This window comes from Bacillus sp. YH3-2-B2 (assembly GCF_053663335.1).
This window is the reverse complement of sequence record NZ_JBSJQE010000002.1, coordinates 495,983-515,848: the sequence shown is the minus strand read 5'-3', so window position 1 is coordinate 515,848 and position 19,866 is coordinate 495,983. Positions and strand designations below refer to the sequence as shown.

Below are 19,866 nucleotides of genomic sequence, written 5' to 3'. Positions count from 1 at the left end.
TCCTTCTCCTCTTTCTGATTCAATTGGTTTCTATCAAACTAGTTTATTTATCGGCCGGCTTTCTTCATTTTTACAGAGAGAAATCATCCAATTATCCAAATAAAAAAACTTAATCCCAGAGCTGGGATTAAGTTTGGTTTTATATATGAGAAACGATGATCGTGCAATCTCCGTTTATCGTAAAGTCAGGCATCTGATCCGGCAGTATGAAATGCGCGCCTTTTTCAAGCTTGGCGGACTTGCCTTCAAAGATGATGGAGCCGCTTCCTTCTGTGACGCTGCACAGCATAAACGGAGCGTCCTGGGTCATTTCCGCCGTCCCGCTGATATCCCATTTGTATACAGAAAAATATTCTCCCTGCACAAAGGTTTTAATGGTGATGCCTTTTCTCGTTTCAGTTGATTCATCCAAAAATCCGTCCACATGAGGAACGGTGGCGGCGTTGACGGCATCGCGGATATGCAGCTCACGCGCCCCGCCGTTTTGATCTGTACGCCCGTAATCATATATCCGGTAGGCAGCGTCTGAATTCTGCTGTATTTCCAGCACGAGCGCCCCGGCGCAAATGGCATGGATGGTTCCGCTCGGCACATAATAAAAATCGCCGGGTTTGATCTTCACGCGGCGCAGCAGGCCTTCCCAGTCACCACTGTTAATCATGGTGACAAGTTCCGCTTTCGAACGGGCCGTATGACCATATATGATTTCCGCATTTTCTTTACAGTCAATAATGTACCAGCACTCAGATTTCCCCGTTTCGCCCTGTCCATGCTCCTCGGCGTCATAATCGTCAGGGTGGACTTTAACGGACAGATGATGTTTGACGTCCAGTATTTTCGTCAGCAGCGGAAACCGGTCCCCTTCCGTTCCGCCGAATAATTCTCTATGCTGATCCCACAGTTCCATCAAGGTTTTCCCTTGATACGGACCGCTTTTGACCGTGCTCATTCCGTGCGGATGGGCTGATATCGCCCAGCATTCGCCGGTTGTTTCTGAAGGTATGTCATATCCGAATCGTTCGCGTAATAACGTGCCGCCCCATATTTTTTCTTTACATACAGGCTGTAGAAAAATCGGCTCTTGCGTCATGTTCGTTCCCCTCCCCTTAAAAAGCGGCTCATATCCCATTCCCCCTGTGTCTTTTTTAAAACACGGAGGGAGCCGCGGTTAAAAACAATATGTATAAAATGGCTGACCTGCTCATTATACCATTCGGATGGGGCGGAATGCTCAGTCATTTCCTATTCCAGAATAAAATGCCTTGTTTGTCGCAAATTAAAATAACTGATGGAAAGGGGGGGAACATTATGACGATACATGCGGAGCTCGGCAAAAACCTTGAAGCGCTGAAAAAACGGATCGGCCAAAGCGATGACATGATGTTTTATTCGTTTACGTACGGAAACGGCAAATGTGACGCCTGCCTTATATATATAGACGGACTGACCGACAATCAATTGCTTGCGGAATATATTATTTCGCCCGTGCAGGCGGCCGCCCTGCATCAAGAGGAACCGGCTGAAATACCGCCGTCATCCATCTCTTTCGGCTATCGTCACACCCGGCTTTCTTCACTTAAGGACGCGGAGGCAGACATTTTTTCCGGCAAATCGGTTTTGCTGGCGGAGGGATGGGAGGAAGCCCTTTCGTTTGAAACGGAAACATTTAAAATGCGTGATATTGAAGAACCGGCTTCAGAAGTGCTTGAACGGGGGCCGAGGATAGGTTTTGTCGAAAAGCTCCGAACGAACACGGCGCTTTTGCGCGAGCAGTCCGGTGATCCCAACCTCCAGATCAAAGAGATCACACTCGGCGAACGGACAAAAAAGCGGATCGCCGTTGCCTACATTCGGGATATTGCGCCCGATGATGTTGTAAAAGAAGTGATGAAAAGACTGGATTCGATCACCATTGATGACATTCCGGAATCAGGAACGATCGAGCAGCTTATTGAAGATAACACGTATTCCATTTTCCCGACCGTCTTGACGACCGAACGGCCCGACCGGGTTATGGGCGCTCTTTTGGAAGGAAGGGTCTCCATTCTTGTAGACGGAACGCCTTTTACCCTTTTGGTGCCGGCTACCATTGATGAATTTATCCACTCACCTGACGATTATAATCAGCGGTGGGTTCCGGTTAACTTTCTCAGGCTGCTTCGGTATACATGCATTTTAATCACGATTTATTTACCCGGCCTTTACATATCACTCGTTACGTTTCACACGGGGCTTTTGCCGACGAGAATGGCGGTGACGATTGCCGGAAGCAGATTGAATGTTCCGTTTCCCCCTTTTGTTGAAGCGTTTATTATGATTTTTACGATTGAGATGATCAGAGAAGCCGGACTCAGGCTGCCGAAGCCGATCGGACAGACGATCGGCCTGATCGGGGGCGTGGTGATCGGGCAGGCCGCCGTTCAGGCGAACATCGTCAGCGCGATGATGGTCATTATCGTATCCGTTACGGCATTGGCTTCTTTTACGGCGCCCTCCTATGCGTTCAATTTTCCGCTGAGACTCATCCGTATTTTTTCGATGATTTTGTCGGCGATATTAGGTTTATACGGACTGATCATGTGTTATCTGCTTGTCGTCGGCCATCTGATGCGCCTGAAAAGCTTCGGCCAGGACTATCTTATTCCGATCATGGCGCAGCCGGGACAGGACTTAAAAGATACGATTGTCAGACTGCCGACGCCTCTTTTGAAAAAACGGCCGACCAGAAAAGAGACGAAAGATAAAATCAAGCAAAGGTGATCACCATGAAAAAACCGGAAGACAAGCTGTCGTTTATGCAGACACTTCTCATGGTAAGCGGAACAATGATCGGAGCGGGCGTGTTAACACTGCCGCGCTCCGCCGCAACAGCGGACAGTCCGAGCGGATGGATCATTATTCTTGTGCAGAGTCTCGTGTTTATCGGCATCGTCCTGCTCTTTATGCCGTTTTTGCAGAAAAACAGCGGGGAAACCATTTATGAGCTGAATCAAAGCATCATGGGACGCGCCATCGGTTCTCTTCTGAATTTATTCATCAGCTGTTATTTTGTCGTCACCGTCTGTTTTCAAGCCCGTTTTCTCGGTGAGGTCATCAATTACTTTTTACTGAAAAATACGCCGATGGGTGTCGTTATATTCATCTTTCTGGCGGTCGGCATCTACCATGTCACCGGCGGGGTCTATCCCATTTCAAAACTCTATGCTTATCTCTTTCCGATTGCGATCGTCATTCTGATTGTGCTGCTCATATTCAGCCTGAGACTGTTTAAGCTGGATTTCGTCCGCCCGGTCTTGGATGGGGGCTACAAAAGCTTTTTTGAGCTGTTTCCGCGGACCCTTCTGTACTTTTCAGGACTTGAGGTGATTCTTTATCTGGTGCCGTTTATGAAAAATCCGAAGCAGGCGAAAAAGGCTGCCGTCTTCGGCATCGCATGCGCAGGCTTATTTTACAGCTTTACGCTGCTTGTCGTAATCGGCTGTATGTCGATCGCTGAAGCCAAAACGGTGACATATCCGACCATTTCCCTGATTCACGCCTTGGAAATCCGCGGTATTTTCATCGAAAGGTTTGATATCTTTCTTTTAATTACGTGGACATGCCAGCAGTTCACCTGTATGCTCGGTTCTTTTAAAGGAGCGCATCTCGGATTAAACACCATTTTCAAACTGAAAAATAAAAACAATGCCTGGCTGCTGGGGGGCTTATTGGCAGTGACATTCGGCCTTTCAATGTACCCCGATGATATCAACAGTGTGTTTGCATTCGCGAATATTCTCGGATATGCGTTTTTTGCCGTCATTATGATTCCTTTTCTCATCTGGTTTGTCAGCTGGATGAAAAAAATAGCCGGGAGGAAACAGACGTCATGACACATTTCGTAAAATGGGCGGCGGCGCTTTTCATACTGATGACGCTTTCAGGATGCTGGGACGCGAAGGAAGTCGAAAAGCTGTCTTTCGCCCGGGGACTGGCGATAGACGAGACGAGTGACCGCCGATATAAATTAACCTATCAAAACCTGCTGCCCCAAAGTGAAAACAGCCAGGCTTCCGGCCGGCCCGTGTTTGTCAATGTGACGTCGCGGGGGGATACCATTCTTGAAGCCGTCAGTGAAGTCGCTTTAAAAGATCCGCCCGTTTACAGCGATCATTTAAAAGTGCTGATATTCAGCGACAAATTGCTGGCCGACCAAAATATACTGCAGATGATGAATCATTTTATCCGCGATGATGAATTAAGGCGGAGCAGCTATCTCTTCGCGGCAAGAGGCAAAGCGTCCGATATTCTGACGGAGCCGACGCCGAATCAGCATCAGCCCATGCCCGCGGAAAAGCTGATCGACCTTACGAACAACGGCGGCTACAACGGGAAGATTTTAAAACCGCTCCGAATCGGGAGAGCTTCGATTTACTGCCATAATAAACTCAGTTTTCTCATTCAGGCCGTCAGCAATCAAAAAGGAAAAACGGTGTATGACGGAGCGGCCATTATCAAAAACGCAAAACAAAACAGATTGGCGGGCTTTCTGTCATCATACGAAGTACAGAGCCTGAATTGGCTGACGGGGACGATACGGGGCGGCGTGCTGCCCGCTTTGGATAAAGGGGGGCACCCGATTACCTTCGAGATCAAAAAATCAACATCCTCCATCACCCCCCTGCTGAAAAACGGGAAGCTGTCATTTCATGTAGCGGTGAAAACAAAAGGCCTTTTGTCAGAGGATCAATATGCCGGAGAAGATTCATTCGATCAGCACTATTTAAACGGGCTGGAAAAGATTTTCGAAAAAAAACTGAAAAGCGATATGAAAGAAGTCATCGATAAGCTGCAGAATCAATATGAAACGGACCCTGTATTCTTTTCTGACAGAGTCCGCATTCAATATCCCGACTATTGGAAGAAAGTGAAGCACCGCTGGGATGAGACCTTCTCCGAAGCGGCCTTTGACTATGATGTTTCCATTCAGATTACCAACTTCGGAACGATGGGACGGTAGCCTTCAGCGTGTTTTTTCGACACGAAGGAGAATTTGATAAATCCTGCTTTGTTCGGGCAGCTGTGTCACCGGAAATTGCATCGATTGCGCCATTCGTGTGATTTCCTGTAAAAACAGCTGCACCCGCTCATCTACGTGAACATACGTATAGGACTGCTTTTTCACGTCAAATGTCTCTTCCGGAAAGAGCGTGTGCACCGTCTGCGGCGTAAAAAACCGCAAGTGGGTGCGGTCGAGAATACCGGCGTCTCTGTATGTCCAGTCACCGAGCAGAAGCGGGAACAGCGCTTCGGCGTGGGAAATATTCGGAATGCTGCAAACGATTGATCCGGCAGGCGACAAATAGGATGAGTACGTTTCAATGACGCGCCACGGGTCTTTTAAGTGCTCAAGGATGTCCGCGAAAATGATGCAATCAAAAAAGCCTTCCGGATAAAGCAGGTTCACTTTTTCGACATCTTCCTGCAGCACGGCTTCATAGTGTCCTTTTGCCGCTTGCGCCGCCAGCGGGTGCAGTTCTATTCCGTACAGTTCGCAAGGCTGTCTGTTTTGAAGTTCCAGCCCCGTAGCTCCCGCACCGCAGCCGACATCAAGTATCCGTTTCGCCTCCCGGGGAACGAGCTCCGCAATTTCCGGTCTCGGATGAGTAAAGTACGTAAAATCAGTGCCCCATTTTTCCGTAAAACGCTGGCGGTTCTCCGAATATAACTGATTGATATTGATATCCTGATTAGCCGTAAACGTCGCATGCCCGTGGTGATGCACAAAGGCATCGAGAGCGATGTGCAGGCTGTATCCTTTTTGCAGGGCGCGCAGACATAGGTCATCATCTTCAAAAGAACCGTATCCGAATTGCTCATCGAACGGGCCGATGTCTTCAATGACGCTTCTTTTCACCAGAAGACAGAAGCCGACAAGGCGCAGCACCCGCTTTGTATGATGCTTTTCCCGTGCGCAATATGCCTCCGCGAATGACTCCAGCTCATCAAGCGATTGATACGCGTCATGGATCATTTGCGCGCCGCTGACATAGTTGCTGACGGGCCCGACCATACCGGTTTTTTCAGATTGATACAGCACCCTCAGCATGGAGGTGAGCCAATTTTTCGTGACCATCGTATCGTTGTTCAGAAACAGCAGATTTTCTCCCCCTGCCGCTTCGATTCCCTGGTTGCACCCCCTGGCGAACCCGAGGTTTTTTTCATTAAGGATGACTTTGACGTCAGGCAGATTTGATATGTATTCTCTCGTTCCGTCTGAGGAACCGTTGTCAACTATAATCAGTTCAATCTTATCTTTGTCGGTGTATCGTTCAATGCTGGCCAGACATTTTTTCGTCAGCTCAAGTTCATTATATGTAAGGATAATAATACTCGTTTTCACCGGCATCCCCGCCTTTATCGTGACTTTATACAACGTATGACATATCCCCGTCATTTATGTGACCGGGCGCCCGCTCGGCATCCGTTTTGAGGGGCCGGTGAATAACCGCCCCCCTAAAACTGAATATTACGGATGAACTGTCCGCCGATTTGATTCTGATCCCGAGCCTCCGTTACGGCTTTTCAGATCCTGCTCAATTTCTTCAAGGCTTTTCCCCTTCGTCTCGGTCACTTTAAACCAGACGAACAGGAATGCCAGTATCCCGATCGCGGCATAAATGAGAAATAAATAGCTGATGCCGACTGCTTCCATTAACATCGGATAGGTTAATGAGACAATCAATGTTCCGGCATGCAGCATCAAAGTGGAGACACCCGTCCCGATACCCCGGACATGCAGCGGGAATAATTCAGGAAGCATGACCCACACGGCAGGCCCCCAGCTGACCGCAAACACAATGATAAACAGGCCTAAACAAATCACCGTTGTCCATGATGCGGCTGCTGAATGTTCAAAGAAAAGATTGACCGCGGCCAATACGAGCAGACTGATGACCATGCCCGCATTTCCGGCCAGCAGCAGCGGCTTCCGGCCGATCTTATCAATGACTTTAATAGCCGCAAGCGTCATGATGACATTGACGGCGCCGATTCCGACCGTTCCCAATATAGACGCGGAATTGCCGAACCCGACACTGGTAAATGTTTTCGGTGCGTAATAAATAATTGTATTTGTCCCGATGAATTGCTGCAAAAAGGCAAGTCCGAGGCCGGCAATCAGCGCGGGTCTCACCCACGGCTCAAACAATTCTTTCAAACCGCCTTCGTTTTCCTTTTCCGCTTCTTTCATCTGATCAATCTCATCGTCAATATTCTTCGTTCCCCGCAATGATGAAAGGATTTCTCTTGCTTTCTCTTCTTTGCCGATCGTAAACAGCCAGCGCGGGCTTTCCGGCATAAATAAGATTCCGATCAGCAGAATGACTGACGGCACAACCGCAAGTCCAAGCATCCAGCGCCAAGCGCCTGCATCGGCAAATATATAGTTCACGATATAAGAAACGAGGATTCCGACCGTAATCATCAGCTGATTCAGCGAAGAAAGCGCCCCCCGTTTATGCTTCGGAGCCAGCTCCGATAAATAGAGCGGGACGATCGTTGTAGATGTTCCGACAGCCAGTCCGAGAATAATCCGGAAAAGAACCATCACCTCTGTATTCGGGGCAAAAGCGACTCCTAATCCGCCTATACAAAACAGCAGCGCCGCTCCCATGATGGCCTTCCGCCTGCCGAACCGGTCGGTCAGTTTGCCGGCGAATCCCGATCCGAGAATCGCCCCCGCCAATAACGAACTGACGACGAGGCCTTCTGTAAAGGCGTTCAGTCCCAGTTCTTTTTTCATAAACAAAATAGCTCCGGAAATGACTCCGGTATCATATCCGTATAACGCGCCGCCGAGTGCGCCGAAAAAATAGAGCCATTTATTCGAGTGTATGCTTTTCATGTTATATAGACTCCCTTCATCCAACGCTGTATCCGCGCGGAATTGTTCTACTGCTTCTTTTGCCTGTTTCCGATCGTTTCAAACCTTCCGCACCGTTAATATCCATTATTTTACTGATTATTTTTTACAAAGCGCCGAAACATTTCCCGCTTCCTGCCGTCCAATATAATGTGAACCTGATGCAAAAATAACAGTAGATGTTGTCGAAATAGAGAGAAAGATTTAGAATTTTCTCATTTGCAGAGTTGCTCCAAGTCAACAATTATGGTACGCTTCACAAAGAATAGAAACGAGAGGTAATGATATGGAAGAACGATCTCAACGCAGAAAAAAGAAAAGACGCCTCAGAAAATGGGTGAAATTTGTACTGGTATTCGCCGCTTTCTTATTGGTGATCGCCGGTTCCGTCGGCACCTACGCATTTGTGAAATTGAATAATGCAACCAAAGAAGCGCACGTCAGCCTTGACCGCGGCGACCAGTCCGTAAAACGGATCAAAGAATTTGACCCGAAGAAGGATTCTTTCACCGTATTGCTTTTAGGAATAGACGCCCGTGACAATAAGGGCGAATCAGTAGATGACGCAAGAAGTGACGCCAATGTGCTCGTCACCTTCAACCGGAAAAAGAAAACAGCGACGATGCTCAGCATTCCGCGGGATTCCTATGTCAACATTCCGGGTCACGGCTATGACAAATTCGCGCACGCACATGCTTACGGCGGTTATAATTTAACTTATAAAACAGTAGAAAACATGTTTGATATTCCGGTAGATTATGTGGTTGAGAGCAACTTCGACGCGTTCCGCGATGTCGTCAATGAGTTGAACGGCGTTACGGTAAACGTGAAAAGCCAGAAAATTGCCGATCGTATTAAAGTCGATACAAAAGGAAAAGTCGTGCTGAAGCCGGGCGTCCAGACGCTTGACGGTGAGCAGGCACTGGCTTATGTAAGAACACGCAAAGCGGACACCGATCTGATGCGCGGACAAAGACAGATGGAAGTGCTGAGCGCCATTATTAAAAAATCTAAATCGTTAAGCTCGATCCCATCGTATGACGATATCGTCGACAGCTTAGGGAAAAACTTGAAAATGAACTTATCTCTTAATGACGCCATCGGTCTGTTCCCGTTTATCACATCGCTGAAATCGGTGAATTCTTTGCAGCTGACAGGTTCAGACAGCTACATTTACACTCCTCAGTACGGCAAAAATATTTATTACTTCAAGCTGAATGAGGAAAACCTTCAAGAAGTAAAAACGAAATTAAAAAATGATTTAGACGCGTAAGATGTCACGGCGGGATTAGCAAATCCCGCCGTTTTTCTGTTGAAAAAAAGGACATGAAGGTATAGCCTTTTAACTGACGGCTTTCTGCTGATTTCGCACAAAGCTGAACATACTACATGAAGCAGCTTTATTTTTAAGGAGGGCATCCATACATATGAAATTGATAGCCATTGACTTAGACGGCACATTACTGAATTCGGACAGTGTGATTTCTCCGGAAAACAGAGCGGCTTTACAAAGAGCGGATGAAGCGGGCATTCTCGTGGCCATCTGCACGGGCAGAGCCACGTTTGATGTAAAAGCGCTCTTAAAGGATTTGGATATTCCGATCATTGCGGCAAACGGCGGGACAGTCCATGACAAAGGATACCGCCTCGTCAGCCGGCTCTTAATGGATCAGCAGGCCGGGAAGGATATCGCCGCTTATTTAACGGACAAAGACATTTACTTTGAGGTCTATACAGATGATCATCTGCTGTCCCCGTTTGACGGCGAGTCCAAACTGCAGGCAGAACTGGACATTCTGAAAAGCGCCAACCCTAAGGAAGATATTCAGACATTATGGGAGGGCGCAAAGACGCAGTTCAAACAATTCGGCATTAAACCCGTACAGGATATACAGGCGATTTTTCACGGAGACGAACATGTTTACAAGCTTCTTTGTTTCTCTTTTGATATGGAAAAACTGAGAAACGCCAAAGAAGAAATTACACATCATCCGAAATTATCCCAGACATCTTCCGGAAAACACATTATCGAAATCCTCCCTGCCGGTTCCGGAAAGGGACGTGCTCTGACGGAGCTTGCCTCACTGTACGGAATTGAAAAACAGGATATTTACGCCATCGGCGACAGCCCGAATGATTTCTCCATGTTTGAAGCGGCGGGAAACCGCATCGCCATGGGCAATGCGATTGATGAACTGAAGGAAAAAAGCACGTATATTACAAAAAGCAACGATGAAAACGGCGTCGCATATTTCATCAACCGGCTTCTCGACAACGGGCAATAAAAGGTAAAAGCCAGGTCTTTCACGGCCTGGCTTTTCACGTTTCCCAAAAAAGAAATTCCCAAAAATGAAAATAAATTGTAAGATAAAGAAAAAAGGAGTTTCATGATGTCAAATGCAATCGCTATTATAGGATTTTTAGCTTTTCTCTGTGCAGTCGGATACGGAATGTTTCATCTCATATGCAAAGCGGCAAAAAAAGAAAAACATTTTTCAAAAAAGCTGTTTTGGCCCCTTCTCATCGGCGGATTTATCCTGCTTCTGACCGGCGCCTCCCTTGCAGAGCCGGACGCCTCGGCCGTGAAGGCAGAGGAGAAATACAGCACCCTTGATACGGCTTATCAAAAATTGACGAAGGAACACCAGGCGCTTGAGAAAAAATATGAAAGCATCAGTTCCGCAGCCGAAAAGGAGAAATCCGAAGCGGAAGCCGGCAATGAAGAAAAACTCAGCAAACTCAGCCAAGAGATAAGCGAGCTGAAAAAAACAAACAAATCACTCAAACAAGATAACGAGAAATTAAAAAATTCACAAAAGAAGCTCGAAAAGACCGCTGAAACGCTTCAGTCAGAAAATAAAACTTTAAAGCGGCAGAATGCAGAAACAAAAACATCCGAAAATGCGGAAACGGCGCAAAACAACGCCCCTTCCTCCGGCGGACATGCCGAAACGAAAGCAGCCGGCACCTCACAGGGATGCGACATTAAAGGCAGCCGGAACGGCATTTATCACACACCGGGAAGTACATACTACGACCGGACGACAGATCCCGCGGAAATGTTCTGTTCTGTAGAGGATGCGGTAGCGGCCGGATACAGAGCGCCGAAACGGTAAAAGAAAAAGACGTCAGAGACACTCTCTGACGTCTTTTTTTACGGAAGCCGGATGCCGCCCGCATATTTGTCCTTCCAATAAGCGCTTGTGTTCATATTTGTGATGGTAACGCCTGCAGACACGGTGACATGAATCACTTGTCCGTTCCCGATATAAATGGCCGGATTCAGGCTTTCCGCTTTAAAGAAGACCAGATCGCCGGGCTTCAGATCTTGTTTATCGACCGGAACGCCCGCCTGCATCTGCTTGTCGGCATAACGCGGCAGGCTGATTCCTTTCGCTTTTTGATAGATGTATTGAACAAATCCCGCCGTATCAAAGCCGGTTTCCGGTGAAGCGCCGCCTTTCAGATAAGAAATTCCGATATGATCGGCCGCTGTGGACACAACGGGATTGTCTTTAGAAATGGCTAAATTGCTGAATCGGCGCACCCCTGTGAAATGTTTTTTCCAATAATCTTCCGCCAAGTAAGAAATGGTAACTTTTTCGGAGCGGCTTGCTTGGATGAACCTTCCCTCTCCCGCATAAATGCCCGCATGGGAAATTCCTTTTTTATACGTATCGCTGAAATAAATCACGTCCCCGGGCTTTATGTCGCTCAGCTTGATTTTCTCACCGACCAGCCACTGCTGTTCCGCAGATCTCGGCAGGTAAATGTGAAGCTTGTTTTCAAAAACATATTGGACCAGACCCGAACAGTCGAATCCCGCCTCGGGCGTGCTTCCGCCGAATACATACGGAATGTCGAGGTAACGGGCTGCCTCCTGAACGATCGGATCATCAGCCAGTTCCGGATCTTTTGTCATCCGCTTTGCGCCAAGATATAAATTCATCCAATAACTGCTTTTTTGAAAGCGTGTGACGGTTACGCCTTCTGACGGAGAACTGTGTATCATCTCTCCGTTTCCGATATACAGACCGTCATGGACAGGCGTATTTTGTGTTGAATCCGACTTTTTGAAAAACACAAGATCTCCCGGTAAAAGGTCATTTTCTTTGACGGCGGCTCCGACTTTCCATTGATCAATGACCGTTCTCGGCAGATGGATGTTCTGCCTGCTGAAAAGATAATGCATCAATCCGGACGGATCAAAACCGTCCTCAGGCTCTTCGCCTCCGTAAACATATTTATTTCCGACAAGTTTTTGCGCGTCTGAAACGATCAGGACAGAAACTTGAGAATCCGCTTCGGCAATTTCCGTTCTCGTTACTGCAGGTGCCACAAGACAAATCATAAGGCCGGCAAGGATGTACTTCCTCCAGCTTGTGAGCATGTTTTCTATTCACTCTCCTCATTTTTAGTAGTTTTTACATCGGTAACTTTTAACAAATGTTTAGGAGAGCACAAAAAAAAAGAATGCCCGATATGGGCATTCTTTACTGGATTCGGAACAAACAATATGCCGGCAAGCGGAATCATGCGCTTATTTTGCGCCCGCTGTGTCCTCTTGCTGAATTTTTTGCATTTCCGTGTCAATTTTTTGTTTTTCCTGATCTGTGAGCTGATCATTGTATTTAAACGCAGACATAAACATAAATACCATAATGATCGCGGCAAACGGCCATCCCGCTTTAATGATTTTCATTTGTTTTTCACTCCGCTTTCTTTTTTAAGATATCGCTGTGATCCACATCAAACGTTAATTTTCCATCCTTGACGCTCCACTTGAAATTCGATTCTTTCGTCAGTTCACGTACGATCGTTTTATGATTGATGCTGCCTTTTTTAACCGGTGCAGGCGTTGCTTCATGAATGTTCATCGGCGTGACTTCAAAGCGTCCCGTGCCGTTTTTCTGCAGATGATATTGAACAAGCGCCGTGTCTCTCGTTCTTGTCCACCCCTGGTCAAATACGAAGTTGCCCAGGCTGTAGAAAATAACGGTGCCGTGGTACATTTCGATCGGTTCCAGCACGTGCGGATGGTGTCCGACGATAATATCCGCTCCGGCATCTGACATTGCTCTTGCCAATTGGCGCTGTCTGTCATTCGGATCATTATCGTATTCCTGTCCCCAGTGTGTTTGAACAATGACAAGATCTGCTTTCTTTTTGGCTTTAGAAATCATCGGAATAAACAGCTCTGGATCGGCCGGAAGCACACCCGGCGCATTTCGTTTAGCTGCAAAGCCTTTTCCGGAAACATCAGTGAAACCCAGTGTTGCGATTTTGATTCCGTTTACATCTTGATAAGAAATGTTCTGCTCGGCTTCCTTCAGCGTGAGGCCCGCTCCGACAAGTTCAAGATTTTGCTTTGAAAACTCTTCAACCGTATCCCGCATTCCTTGAGGGCCGTAATCCATCGCATGGTTGTTGGCTGCCGTGAGAACGGTGAAATTCATGTCCTTCAATACTTTTACGGCATCTTTGTTTGACTGAAGGTGGATATTTTTTTCTGCTTCTTTGTAGTTCTTTTTATATGTAACCGGGTTTTCAAAGTTCCCCGACACATAGTCGGATGCTTCGAAGAATGGCTTTGCGTAACGGAAGACACTCTCCGTGCCTTTATGCTTTGTCACTTTCTCGACATTCCGGCCCATCATAATATCTCCGACGAATGAAGCTGATACAAGGTCATCGGCATTTCTTTTCACACTCGGCGTTTCCGCCTTCCCTGTCAGGATGCAGACGAACATCAGGCAAAAGACGATCGGCAGCGCGATAAAAACGTGAAGATTGGTCTTCTTTTTCTGCTGTTTGGTCAGCTTCAGCAGTTTTTCTTGAAAGCTTAATTGTTTTTTCATCGTTTGACACACCTTACATTAGATTAAGTAGTAAGCAAACATAATGGCAAAAGTTGCGCCGCTTAAGAACAGCGTGCTGGCGAATGTAATCGTTAATCCCTGTTTCTGAATGGTATTGGCGATCAGACCCGGTACGATGATACCGATTCCGCGGAATTCTGATATCTCAAACGGTACGATCGGGTAAAGAAAATCAAGGGCGATTTTTAAGCAGATTCCCGTTATCAGCATAGCTGCGAATTTTCTGCGTCCGTACAAAATCATAAATCTGGATAAACCGTATTTGACGATCACGTATGTAAGAAGACTCACTAACAATACGAGTAAAATAAAGACCGGCTGGTTAAAAACGAGCCCTAAATAACCCGGCACGACTAAACCGGCAGGTACGATACCTGTTTTTTCCGCGAAAATTAAACTGATTAACACGCCTAAAATAAGTGAAATGTATAAATCTGATCCGAACATTTATCCTTTTCCTCCTAGCTAACGAGCTGTTTCACCTTATACTCTTGGATTTTTTCAATTAATGGTTCCGCTGAACCGTGGATATTGCCGACGCCATATATGACACGGTTTTGCATTCTTGTTTTCAGCACGTCCATGATTTCGTCTGTTGATTTATATTCCAGATCGTGCAGTGTATCGGCAGGAATCTTGCCTTCTTCATAAGCTCTGACGATCGGTTCCGTCGTTTCGCCGATGAGTATGAGTTCCTTCGTTTTAATGTACGGAAGCACGTCGTTTGCGAACTGAATCGTTCTGTCCACACGGTCGGCGCGGCAGTTCATGATGACGATCGGTTCATCTGTCGGGTAGCCGATTTCCTTTACACGTTTCCATATATTCAAAGTAGAAGATGCATCATTTGCGGCAAAGCCGTTTACGAAATGACCGGGCTCCTTCGTGCTGAGCAGCGGCAGGATTCTCATGGCGCCAGGATCAGGCGGCGCGTTCAGCATTCCTTTAAACGCCGTTTCTTCATCTATCCCAAGAGCCTGGGCAACGCCGAGCGCCAGGGAAGCGTTATCAGGAAAGACCATATATTCAAATTTTCGAAGGTATTCATCTGTAATTTTAGAGTTATCCGCAATAATGACCTCGGTATTCCGCTCTGCGGCTTTTTCTTTAAAGAAGTCTGTGTATTCACTGTCTGTAATGACAAGGTGACCGTTATACGGTATCGTCGCGGTAAAAGCTTCAGCGATTTCATCAAGCGTCGGCCCCATGACATCCATATGGTCTTCAAGCACATTCACGATGACGCCGATGTTGGCTTGAAGGAGTTCTTCCTGAAAGATAATCTGATAATCCGGGTTTACCGCCATACATTCACTGACAATGGCATTGGCGCCCCGTTCTACGGTTTCCTTCATTACTTCTTTTTGCTCGCCGATATTCGGGCCCTGCGGTTTCCGTTTGATCGGTTTCTCCTCAGGTGTATCCCAATAGATCATCCTTGCATCTGTTCCCGTCGTTTTTCCGACTGTTTTGTAGCCCGCCTCCATCAGTATTCCGGTCGTCAGCCTCGTTACGGTTGACTTTCCGCGGATACCATTAATATTGACGCGTACTGGCAGAGCATCGATATTCTTCTGATGCCGCCTTTTTTCAATGATTCCGATGATTAGTACGGCAGCACAGGCTATAATGAGTAACCACATTGATTTTTGACATCTCCTTCTGTATTGATAAATTCATTCATCAGTATATAGCTTCACTATGAATTCTCAATCGGCATTATGTAACATAATCTTCCCGCTTTCACTGAGCCAAACTTCTCTATTAGTGACGCTATTCTTCCTATGATCGAATTGCTTTTTTTGGGAATAGGCAGGACTTCAACCTTACTTCAATTTTTCAAAAGAAAAATGAATGCGTTTACATTTCCGCACAGAAATTCATTTGGACCAATGGGACTATACACGTTCCGGAAGAAAAAGATGTAATGATAATCCATCTTTTACAGCCTGTTATATCAGCGTTTTCCGCACTGCGCATACGTTTCGGGACTCTATGTCCGCTGTGTGCAGACTGCCTGTTTTGTTAAGGATAAGGTCTTAAAGTCATTCATTTTTCCCCCGTATCCTGCTTTCAGTCCCATTCCAAAATAACTAGCGGAATGACTGGTACGTGACAGAAAAAGACGGGTCCGGAGTGTTTACAAGAAATACACATTTTATATGCGGAAAGCCTATCTCCTTTTAAAGCATTTACAGGACATTTATCACTCTTTTGAAATAATTTTAATAAATCTTTATATTCGTTCAAGAAATATTCATCCATAATTGTGAAGTTCTTGGTAAAACATCGAGAAACTCCTCTATTTTATAAAATGCATAAAAAAGGAATACCCGCTGAAAACTACAGATAACCGGGAAAGGAGGCGGTCTGATGTCTGCGGATAAACAAAACAAACGGATTCCCGGCGATTTTGAATCGGCTGTACGGGAAATGCAGGAGCTGATGTGTGTTTGCGGCGATTTTAAAATACGAAGGATCAAACTGCAGGACCGTCATACCGCTTTCTTTTATATTGAACAAATGATAGAAGAACAGAAGCTGAATGAGTTTCTGTTAAGCGACACCCTGCAGAACGGTCCGCTTGAGGAAACGATGAATGCCGTCAGCAGTGCGGAAACGGATGAAACCAGAAAACTCATTGACGGGATTTTGGCAGGCCAGGTTGTTTTTCTCAGCGATGCGTCAAGGAAAGCGAAACTGTTTTCCGTCGGGCAGAATCCGCTGCGTTCCATTATGGAACCCGAATCTGAAAGTATCGTCCGCGGCGCCCATGACGGGTTTGTGGAAAGTTTGGAAACGAACATTCATCAGCTGCGGTTTCACATACAGGACCGCCATCTCTCCGTTCATTATATGGATATCGGGGAAAGAGCCAAATCAAAGGTTGCGGTTATCTTTGTTGAGAATATCGCCAATCCGGAGATTGTGGAGGAAGTGAAGCGGCGCCTGTCATACCTGCGTATAGACAGCGTGCTTGCGCCCGGAATTATCGAGGAATCAATAGAAGATAATTCGTTTTCCATTTTTCCGCAGATCGTTCATACGGAACGGCCGGATAAAGCAAAAGCATGCGTGATGGAAGGCTGTGTGCTGATCATGATGGATGGGAGCCCGTCGGCCCTGATTGCCCCGATCACGTTCTTTTCTTTTTTTCAATCGCCGGATGACTACAGCACGAGGTGGATTTCCGCCAGTTTTTTGAGAGTGCTGAGATTTTCCGCTTTTATGATCGCGATTACGCTGCCCGCTTTTTATATCGCGCTGATTGCGTTTCATTTTGAAGTCATTCCCAACGATCTGATTATCACCATGAAAAATTCGATAGTTGATATTCCCTTCCCTCCGCTGATAGAAGCCATGATTATGGAGATTACCATTGAACTGATCCGCGAAGCCGGTATCAGGCTGCCGAAACCGATCAGTCAGACGATCGGCATTGTCGGCGGTCTCGTGATCGGTGACGCGGTCGTTCAGGCGGGACTCATTTCTAATATGATGATTATCGTCGTAGCCGTTACGGCTGTTTCTTCTTTTGTGCTTCCTTCATATGAAATGAGCACGTCCATTCGAACGCTCAGATTTCCGCTTATGTTTCTGGCATCCTCGTTCGGTTTTATCGGCATCGGACTCGGCTTCGGACTTATTCTGATGAACCTGTGCAAGCTTGAATCCCTCGGCGTTCCGTATTTATCATCTCTGACGCCGTTTCATTTCAGCGACTTAAAGGATGCATTTATCCGGCTGCCGGCTTGGTTTATTAAAAGAAGGCCTTTTTATTTGAGACCGCAAGACTCAAAGCAGATGAAACACGTTCGGGGGTGGAGAAAAGATGAAGCCTAAAAAAATAAGCCGGCTTCAAGGCGTGTTTTTCATTAATCAGACGCAGATCAGCATCGGCATTTTGGCGCTGCCCCATTTACTGATGATGAAATCGGGAAGCAGCGGGTGGATTTCCATTCTGCTTACCGGATTGCTCGTCCAGCTTACATTCAGCCTGTATATGATATTATTCCACCGGTTTCCGAAGCTGAACCTGTACGAAATGCTGGAAGAGGTGTTCGGAACACTTGCCGGCAAAGGGGTGCAGGTGCTGTATATTTTATATTTCGCGTTTCTCTGCACGCTCATTCTTTCTGTATTTACACGGATATTGGATATCTGGGTGCTCCCTCAGACTCCGAATTGGGTGATCAGCTTAATGCTGATCCTCGGTTCTGTCTATATCGCCCAAGCCTCGCTGAATGCGATCGCGAGGTTCAGCTTTATTTTAACGCCGTTTTTGCTGCTGATCTCTCTGCCGCTTTTATACACGCTGGGAAAAGCCGATATCACATACATTATGCCGATTTTTCACGGAACCGCAAAAGACATGCTGACCGGGGTGCAGCAAACACTTGTCAGCATTACCGGCTTTCAGGCGGCGCTTGTGATCGGGCCCCTAATCAACTGCACCGTCAGCCAGCGCTACAAAATACTGACGATTTCAAACGGCTTGATTATCCTTTATTACCTGTATATCACCCTTACTTGCTTTGTCACCATCAGCCCCGAAGAAATAAAAATGATCCCGGAGCCTGTGCTGTACCTGTTAAAAACCGTTTCATTCAGAATTATCGAACGGACGGATCTGCTCTTTTTGACGTTTTGGTTCGTGACCGTCTTTTCAACGCTGGCCAACGTGTTTTACTTGGCAAGCACCGGCATCGCCAAGCTGTTCAATCAAAAAGATCACAGCCGGTTTGTTTATCCGCCGGCCCTGCTCGTCTTCCTTCTGTCTATTTGGGCCACAAGCACAGATAAAACGATACAGCAGCTGGATCAGTTTTTCCGCATTTCCGATATTGTGTTTGTGTATTTGTTTCCGTTGTTTATGGTATTGATTGTCCTTGTACGCAAAAAGGGTGTCCGCCATGCGCATTAAAAAAGCGGTTCTTATCAGTCTCATGTGCGCAAGCCTGACACTTGCCGGCTGCTGGGATCAAAATTTGCTGAAAGATATTTCTCTCGTGCTGACCGCAAGCCTTGATGTTGATCAGGACGGTAAAAATAAAATCGCCATCACCTATCGGAAGGTTCAGTCCTCACAGGCGGAACAGGAAACGGGCGGCTCATTCATTACGACGGTGCTCAGCGCTTCCGGGCACACCATCCGTGAAGCGCGGTTTCAATTGGATAAGCTTGTCGACCAGCGCATTGACACGTCCAAGCAAAGAGTCTTATTAATCGGTGAGAAAATGGCGGAAAAACCGCTTTTTCCTTATCTCGATGTCTTTTACAGAGATCCGAAAAGTCCGCTTCTCGCTCATCCGGCGGTTGTAAAAGACGGCGAGGCGATTGAAGTGCTGAAGCTGATCGTCCGGCAGAAATTGATCGTCAGCAAGTATTTAACGAATTTATTAACAAGCGCTAATGCGGAATCAAATATCAGCATGGAAAATTTGCAATCCATCCGTTCAAGCATGCTGACGGCTGATAAGGATTTCGCCCTTCCTTATTTATCGATTAACGGACAGACGATAAAGGTAGAGGGTTCTGCCCTGTTCAGCGGCCAGCGGAAAGTGACTGAGGTGCTCGGTCAGGATTCGACCCTCCTGACCCTTTTAAGCGGGCAATTTAATAAATCGGCTAATATTAATCTGAAGCTGTGGGACAAATACAAAATGGATATTGAAAATTATCTTTCTCTCGGCATCACGGATGCCATGCGAAAGATTGTATTTATAGATACAGATCCGCAGCATATAAAAGTGAAAATCCGTTTAAAGCTGAACGCACGCGTCTTGGAATATCCGAAGGACAAGCTGAATTCTTATACGGCAATCAACCAAATGAACAAACAAGCATCAGCAAATTTGAACAGCCAGGCCAGATCGGTGATCAGCCATATTCAGGAGCACAACTCGGATATCCTCGGCATCGGCCGGAAATATCAAACCCATTATTATGAGCGGGGCAAGCGGCTCAATTGGCGTGAGGCCTACCCTTCCATCGAGATAATCCCTGATATCAAAGTGAATATCTCGCAAATCGGCATCGTGAACTAAAAGAGACCCCGGTCTCTTTTTTTGTTGCCAATCGAAA

At 46.6% G+C, this 19,866-nt stretch carries 17 protein-coding genes; 9 read left to right on the top strand and 8 right to left on the bottom strand.

Features of this window, described 5'->3' with window-relative positions:
• Positions 1-139: 139 nt before the first annotated feature.
• The gene (manA, locus tag ACWJJX_RS07585) at positions 140-1,090 is read right to left on the bottom strand and encodes a mannose-6-phosphate isomerase, class I (protein ID WP_094247919.1); all 951 of its coding nucleotides are present in this window, start codon (positions 1,088-1,090) and stop codon (positions 140-142) included.
• Positions 1,091-1,308: 218 nt separating this feature from the next.
• Here manA and ACWJJX_RS07580 point away from each other — a divergent pair, with 218 nt between their 5' ends.
• From ACWJJX_RS07580 to ACWJJX_RS07570, 3 genes are read left to right on the top strand one after another with little or no spacing between them, the layout of a single operon-like run.
• Positions 1,309-2,760, top strand: coding sequence for a spore germination protein (locus tag ACWJJX_RS07580; RefSeq protein WP_003151354.1), 1,452 nt, complete (start codon positions 1,309-1,311; stop codon positions 2,758-2,760).
• 5 nt (positions 2,761-2,765) lie between these two features.
• Positions 2,766-3,872 carry a GerAB/ArcD/ProY family transporter gene (locus ACWJJX_RS07575; RefSeq protein ID WP_454022865.1) on the top strand — a complete coding sequence of 369 codons (1,107 nt, stop codon included), beginning with the start codon at positions 2,766-2,768 and terminating at the stop codon, positions 3,870-3,872.
• Entirely contained in the window at positions 3,869-4,999 is a 1,131-nt protein-coding gene (locus tag ACWJJX_RS07570) for a Ger(x)C family spore germination protein (RefSeq protein WP_454022864.1), read from the top strand. Before ACWJJX_RS07575 ends, ACWJJX_RS07570 begins: the two co-directional genes overlap by 4 nt.
• A gap of 3 nt (positions 5,000-5,002) precedes the next feature.
• Here ACWJJX_RS07570 and ACWJJX_RS07565 read toward each other — a convergent pair whose 3' ends face one another.
• On the bottom strand, positions 5,003-6,415 hold the full coding sequence (locus ACWJJX_RS07565; protein WP_454022863.1) for a glycosyltransferase: 1,413 nt from the start codon (positions 6,413-6,415) through the stop codon (positions 5,003-5,005).
• 93 nt (positions 6,416-6,508) lie between these two features.
• The gene (locus tag ACWJJX_RS07560; protein WP_038460090.1) at positions 6,509-7,885 is read right to left on the bottom strand and encodes a sugar porter family MFS transporter; all 1,377 of its coding nucleotides are present in this window, start codon (positions 7,883-7,885) and stop codon (positions 6,509-6,511) included.
• A gap of 304 nt (positions 7,886-8,189) precedes the next feature.
• Here ACWJJX_RS07560 and ACWJJX_RS07555 point away from each other — a divergent pair, with 304 nt between their 5' ends.
• The 3 genes from ACWJJX_RS07555 to ACWJJX_RS07545 all read left to right on the top strand — a co-directional run bounded on the left by ACWJJX_RS07555 (position 8,190) and on the right by ACWJJX_RS07545 (position 11,019).
• Positions 8,190-9,176 carry an LCP family protein gene (locus tag ACWJJX_RS07555; protein ID WP_003151348.1) on the top strand — a complete coding sequence of 329 codons (987 nt, stop codon included), beginning with the start codon at positions 8,190-8,192 and terminating at the stop codon, positions 9,174-9,176.
• Between the two features lie 154 nt (positions 9,177-9,330).
• Positions 9,331-10,188: a Cof-type HAD-IIB family hydrolase gene (locus ACWJJX_RS07550; protein ID WP_454022862.1), complete on the top strand. Its 858-nt coding sequence runs from the start codon at positions 9,331-9,333 to the stop codon at positions 10,186-10,188.
• Between the two features lie 105 nt (positions 10,189-10,293).
• Positions 10,294-11,019: a sunset domain-containing protein gene (locus ACWJJX_RS07545; RefSeq protein ID WP_454022861.1), complete on the top strand. Its 726-nt coding sequence runs from the start codon at positions 10,294-10,296 to the stop codon at positions 11,017-11,019.
• A gap of 38 nt (positions 11,020-11,057) precedes the next feature.
• Here the strand turns inward: ACWJJX_RS07545 and ACWJJX_RS07540 are convergent, their stop codons facing one another.
• From ACWJJX_RS07540 to pgsB, 5 genes are all read right to left on the bottom strand, one after another.
• Entirely contained in the window at positions 11,058-12,293 is a 1,236-nt protein-coding gene (locus tag ACWJJX_RS07540) for a C40 family peptidase (RefSeq protein ID WP_454022860.1), read from the bottom strand.
• 150 nt (positions 12,294-12,443) lie between these two features.
• Positions 12,444-12,605, bottom strand: coding sequence for a hypothetical protein (locus ACWJJX_RS07535; RefSeq protein ID WP_003151344.1), 162 nt, complete (start codon positions 12,603-12,605; stop codon positions 12,444-12,446).
• A 7-nt stretch (positions 12,606-12,612) separates the two neighbouring features.
• Positions 12,613-13,761, bottom strand: a complete 1,149-nt coding sequence (locus ACWJJX_RS07530; protein ID WP_017418784.1) for a CapA family protein — start codon at positions 13,759-13,761, stop codon at positions 12,613-12,615.
• A gap of 18 nt (positions 13,762-13,779) precedes the next feature.
• Positions 13,780-14,229 (bottom strand): poly-gamma-glutamate biosynthesis protein PgsC, encoded by a 450-nt coding sequence (gene pgsC, locus ACWJJX_RS07525; RefSeq protein WP_003151340.1) that lies wholly within the window; start codon positions 14,227-14,229, stop codon positions 13,780-13,782.
• Between the two features lie 14 nt (positions 14,230-14,243).
• Positions 14,244-15,425, bottom strand: coding sequence for a poly-gamma-glutamate synthase PgsB (pgsB, locus tag ACWJJX_RS07520; protein WP_003151337.1), 1,182 nt, complete (start codon positions 15,423-15,425; stop codon positions 14,244-14,246).
• Positions 15,426-16,155: 730 nt separating this feature from the next.
• Between pgsB and ACWJJX_RS07515 the strand changes: the two genes are divergently transcribed.
• From ACWJJX_RS07515 to ACWJJX_RS07505, 3 genes are read left to right on the top strand one after another with little or no spacing between them, the layout of a single operon-like run.
• Entirely contained in the window at positions 16,156-17,625 is a 1,470-nt protein-coding gene (locus ACWJJX_RS07515; protein WP_146275662.1) for a spore germination protein, read from the top strand.
• Positions 17,615-18,706: a GerAB/ArcD/ProY family transporter gene (locus ACWJJX_RS07510; RefSeq protein ID WP_454022859.1), complete on the top strand. Its 1,092-nt coding sequence runs from the start codon at positions 17,615-17,617 to the stop codon at positions 18,704-18,706. Before ACWJJX_RS07515 ends, ACWJJX_RS07510 begins: the two co-directional genes overlap by 11 nt.
• The gene (locus ACWJJX_RS07505) at positions 18,696-19,829 is read left to right on the top strand and encodes a Ger(x)C family spore germination protein (RefSeq protein WP_146284011.1); all 1,134 of its coding nucleotides are present in this window, start codon (positions 18,696-18,698) and stop codon (positions 19,827-19,829) included. The genes ACWJJX_RS07510 and ACWJJX_RS07505 overlap by 11 nt, the downstream gene beginning before the upstream one ends.
• Positions 19,830-19,866: the final 37 nt, after the last annotated feature.

What these genes read in the sequence shown, in the direction of transcription:
- manA (WP_094247919.1), bottom strand. Translation starts at nt 1,090, where the DNA reads ATGACGCAAGAGCCGATTTTTCTACAGCCTGTATGTAAAGAAAAAATA.
- ACWJJX_RS07580 (WP_003151354.1), top strand. Translation starts at nt 1,309, where the DNA reads ATGACGATACATGCGGAGCTCGGCAAAAACCTTGAAGCGCTGAAAAAA.
- ACWJJX_RS07575 (WP_454022865.1), top strand. Translation starts at nt 2,766, where the DNA reads ATGAAAAAACCGGAAGACAAGCTGTCGTTTATGCAGACACTTCTCATG.
- ACWJJX_RS07570 (WP_454022864.1), top strand. Translation starts at nt 3,869, where the DNA reads ATGACACATTTCGTAAAATGGGCGGCGGCGCTTTTCATACTGATGACG.
- ACWJJX_RS07560 (WP_038460090.1), bottom strand. Translation starts at nt 7,885, where the DNA reads ATGAAAAGCATACACTCGAATAAATGGCTCTATTTTTTCGGCGCACTC.
- ACWJJX_RS07555 (WP_003151348.1), top strand. Translation starts at nt 8,190, where the DNA reads ATGGAAGAACGATCTCAACGCAGAAAAAAGAAAAGACGCCTCAGAAAA.
- ACWJJX_RS07550 (WP_454022862.1), top strand. Translation starts at nt 9,331, where the DNA reads ATGAAATTGATAGCCATTGACTTAGACGGCACATTACTGAATTCGGAC.
- ACWJJX_RS07545 (WP_454022861.1), top strand. Translation starts at nt 10,294, where the DNA reads ATGTCAAATGCAATCGCTATTATAGGATTTTTAGCTTTTCTCTGTGCA.
- ACWJJX_RS07540 (WP_454022860.1), bottom strand. Translation starts at nt 12,293, where the DNA reads ATGCTCACAAGCTGGAGGAAGTACATCCTTGCCGGCCTTATGATTTGT.
- ACWJJX_RS07535 (WP_003151344.1), bottom strand. Translation starts at nt 12,605, where the DNA reads ATGAAAATCATTAAAGCGGGATGGCCGTTTGCCGCGATCATTATGGTA.
- ACWJJX_RS07530 (WP_017418784.1), bottom strand. Translation starts at nt 13,761, where the DNA reads ATGAAAAAACAATTAAGCTTTCAAGAAAAACTGCTGAAGCTGACCAAA.
- pgsC (WP_003151340.1), bottom strand. Translation starts at nt 14,229, where the DNA reads ATGTTCGGATCAGATTTATACATTTCACTTATTTTAGGCGTGTTAATC.
- pgsB (WP_003151337.1), bottom strand. Translation starts at nt 15,425, where the DNA reads ATGTGGTTACTCATTATAGCCTGTGCTGCCGTACTAATCATCGGAATC.
- ACWJJX_RS07515 (WP_146275662.1), top strand. Translation starts at nt 16,156, where the DNA reads ATGTCTGCGGATAAACAAAACAAACGGATTCCCGGCGATTTTGAATCG.
- ACWJJX_RS07510 (WP_454022859.1), top strand. Translation starts at nt 17,615, where the DNA reads ATGAAGCCTAAAAAAATAAGCCGGCTTCAAGGCGTGTTTTTCATTAAT.
- ACWJJX_RS07505 (WP_146284011.1), top strand. Translation starts at nt 18,696, where the DNA reads ATGCGCATTAAAAAAGCGGTTCTTATCAGTCTCATGTGCGCAAGCCTG.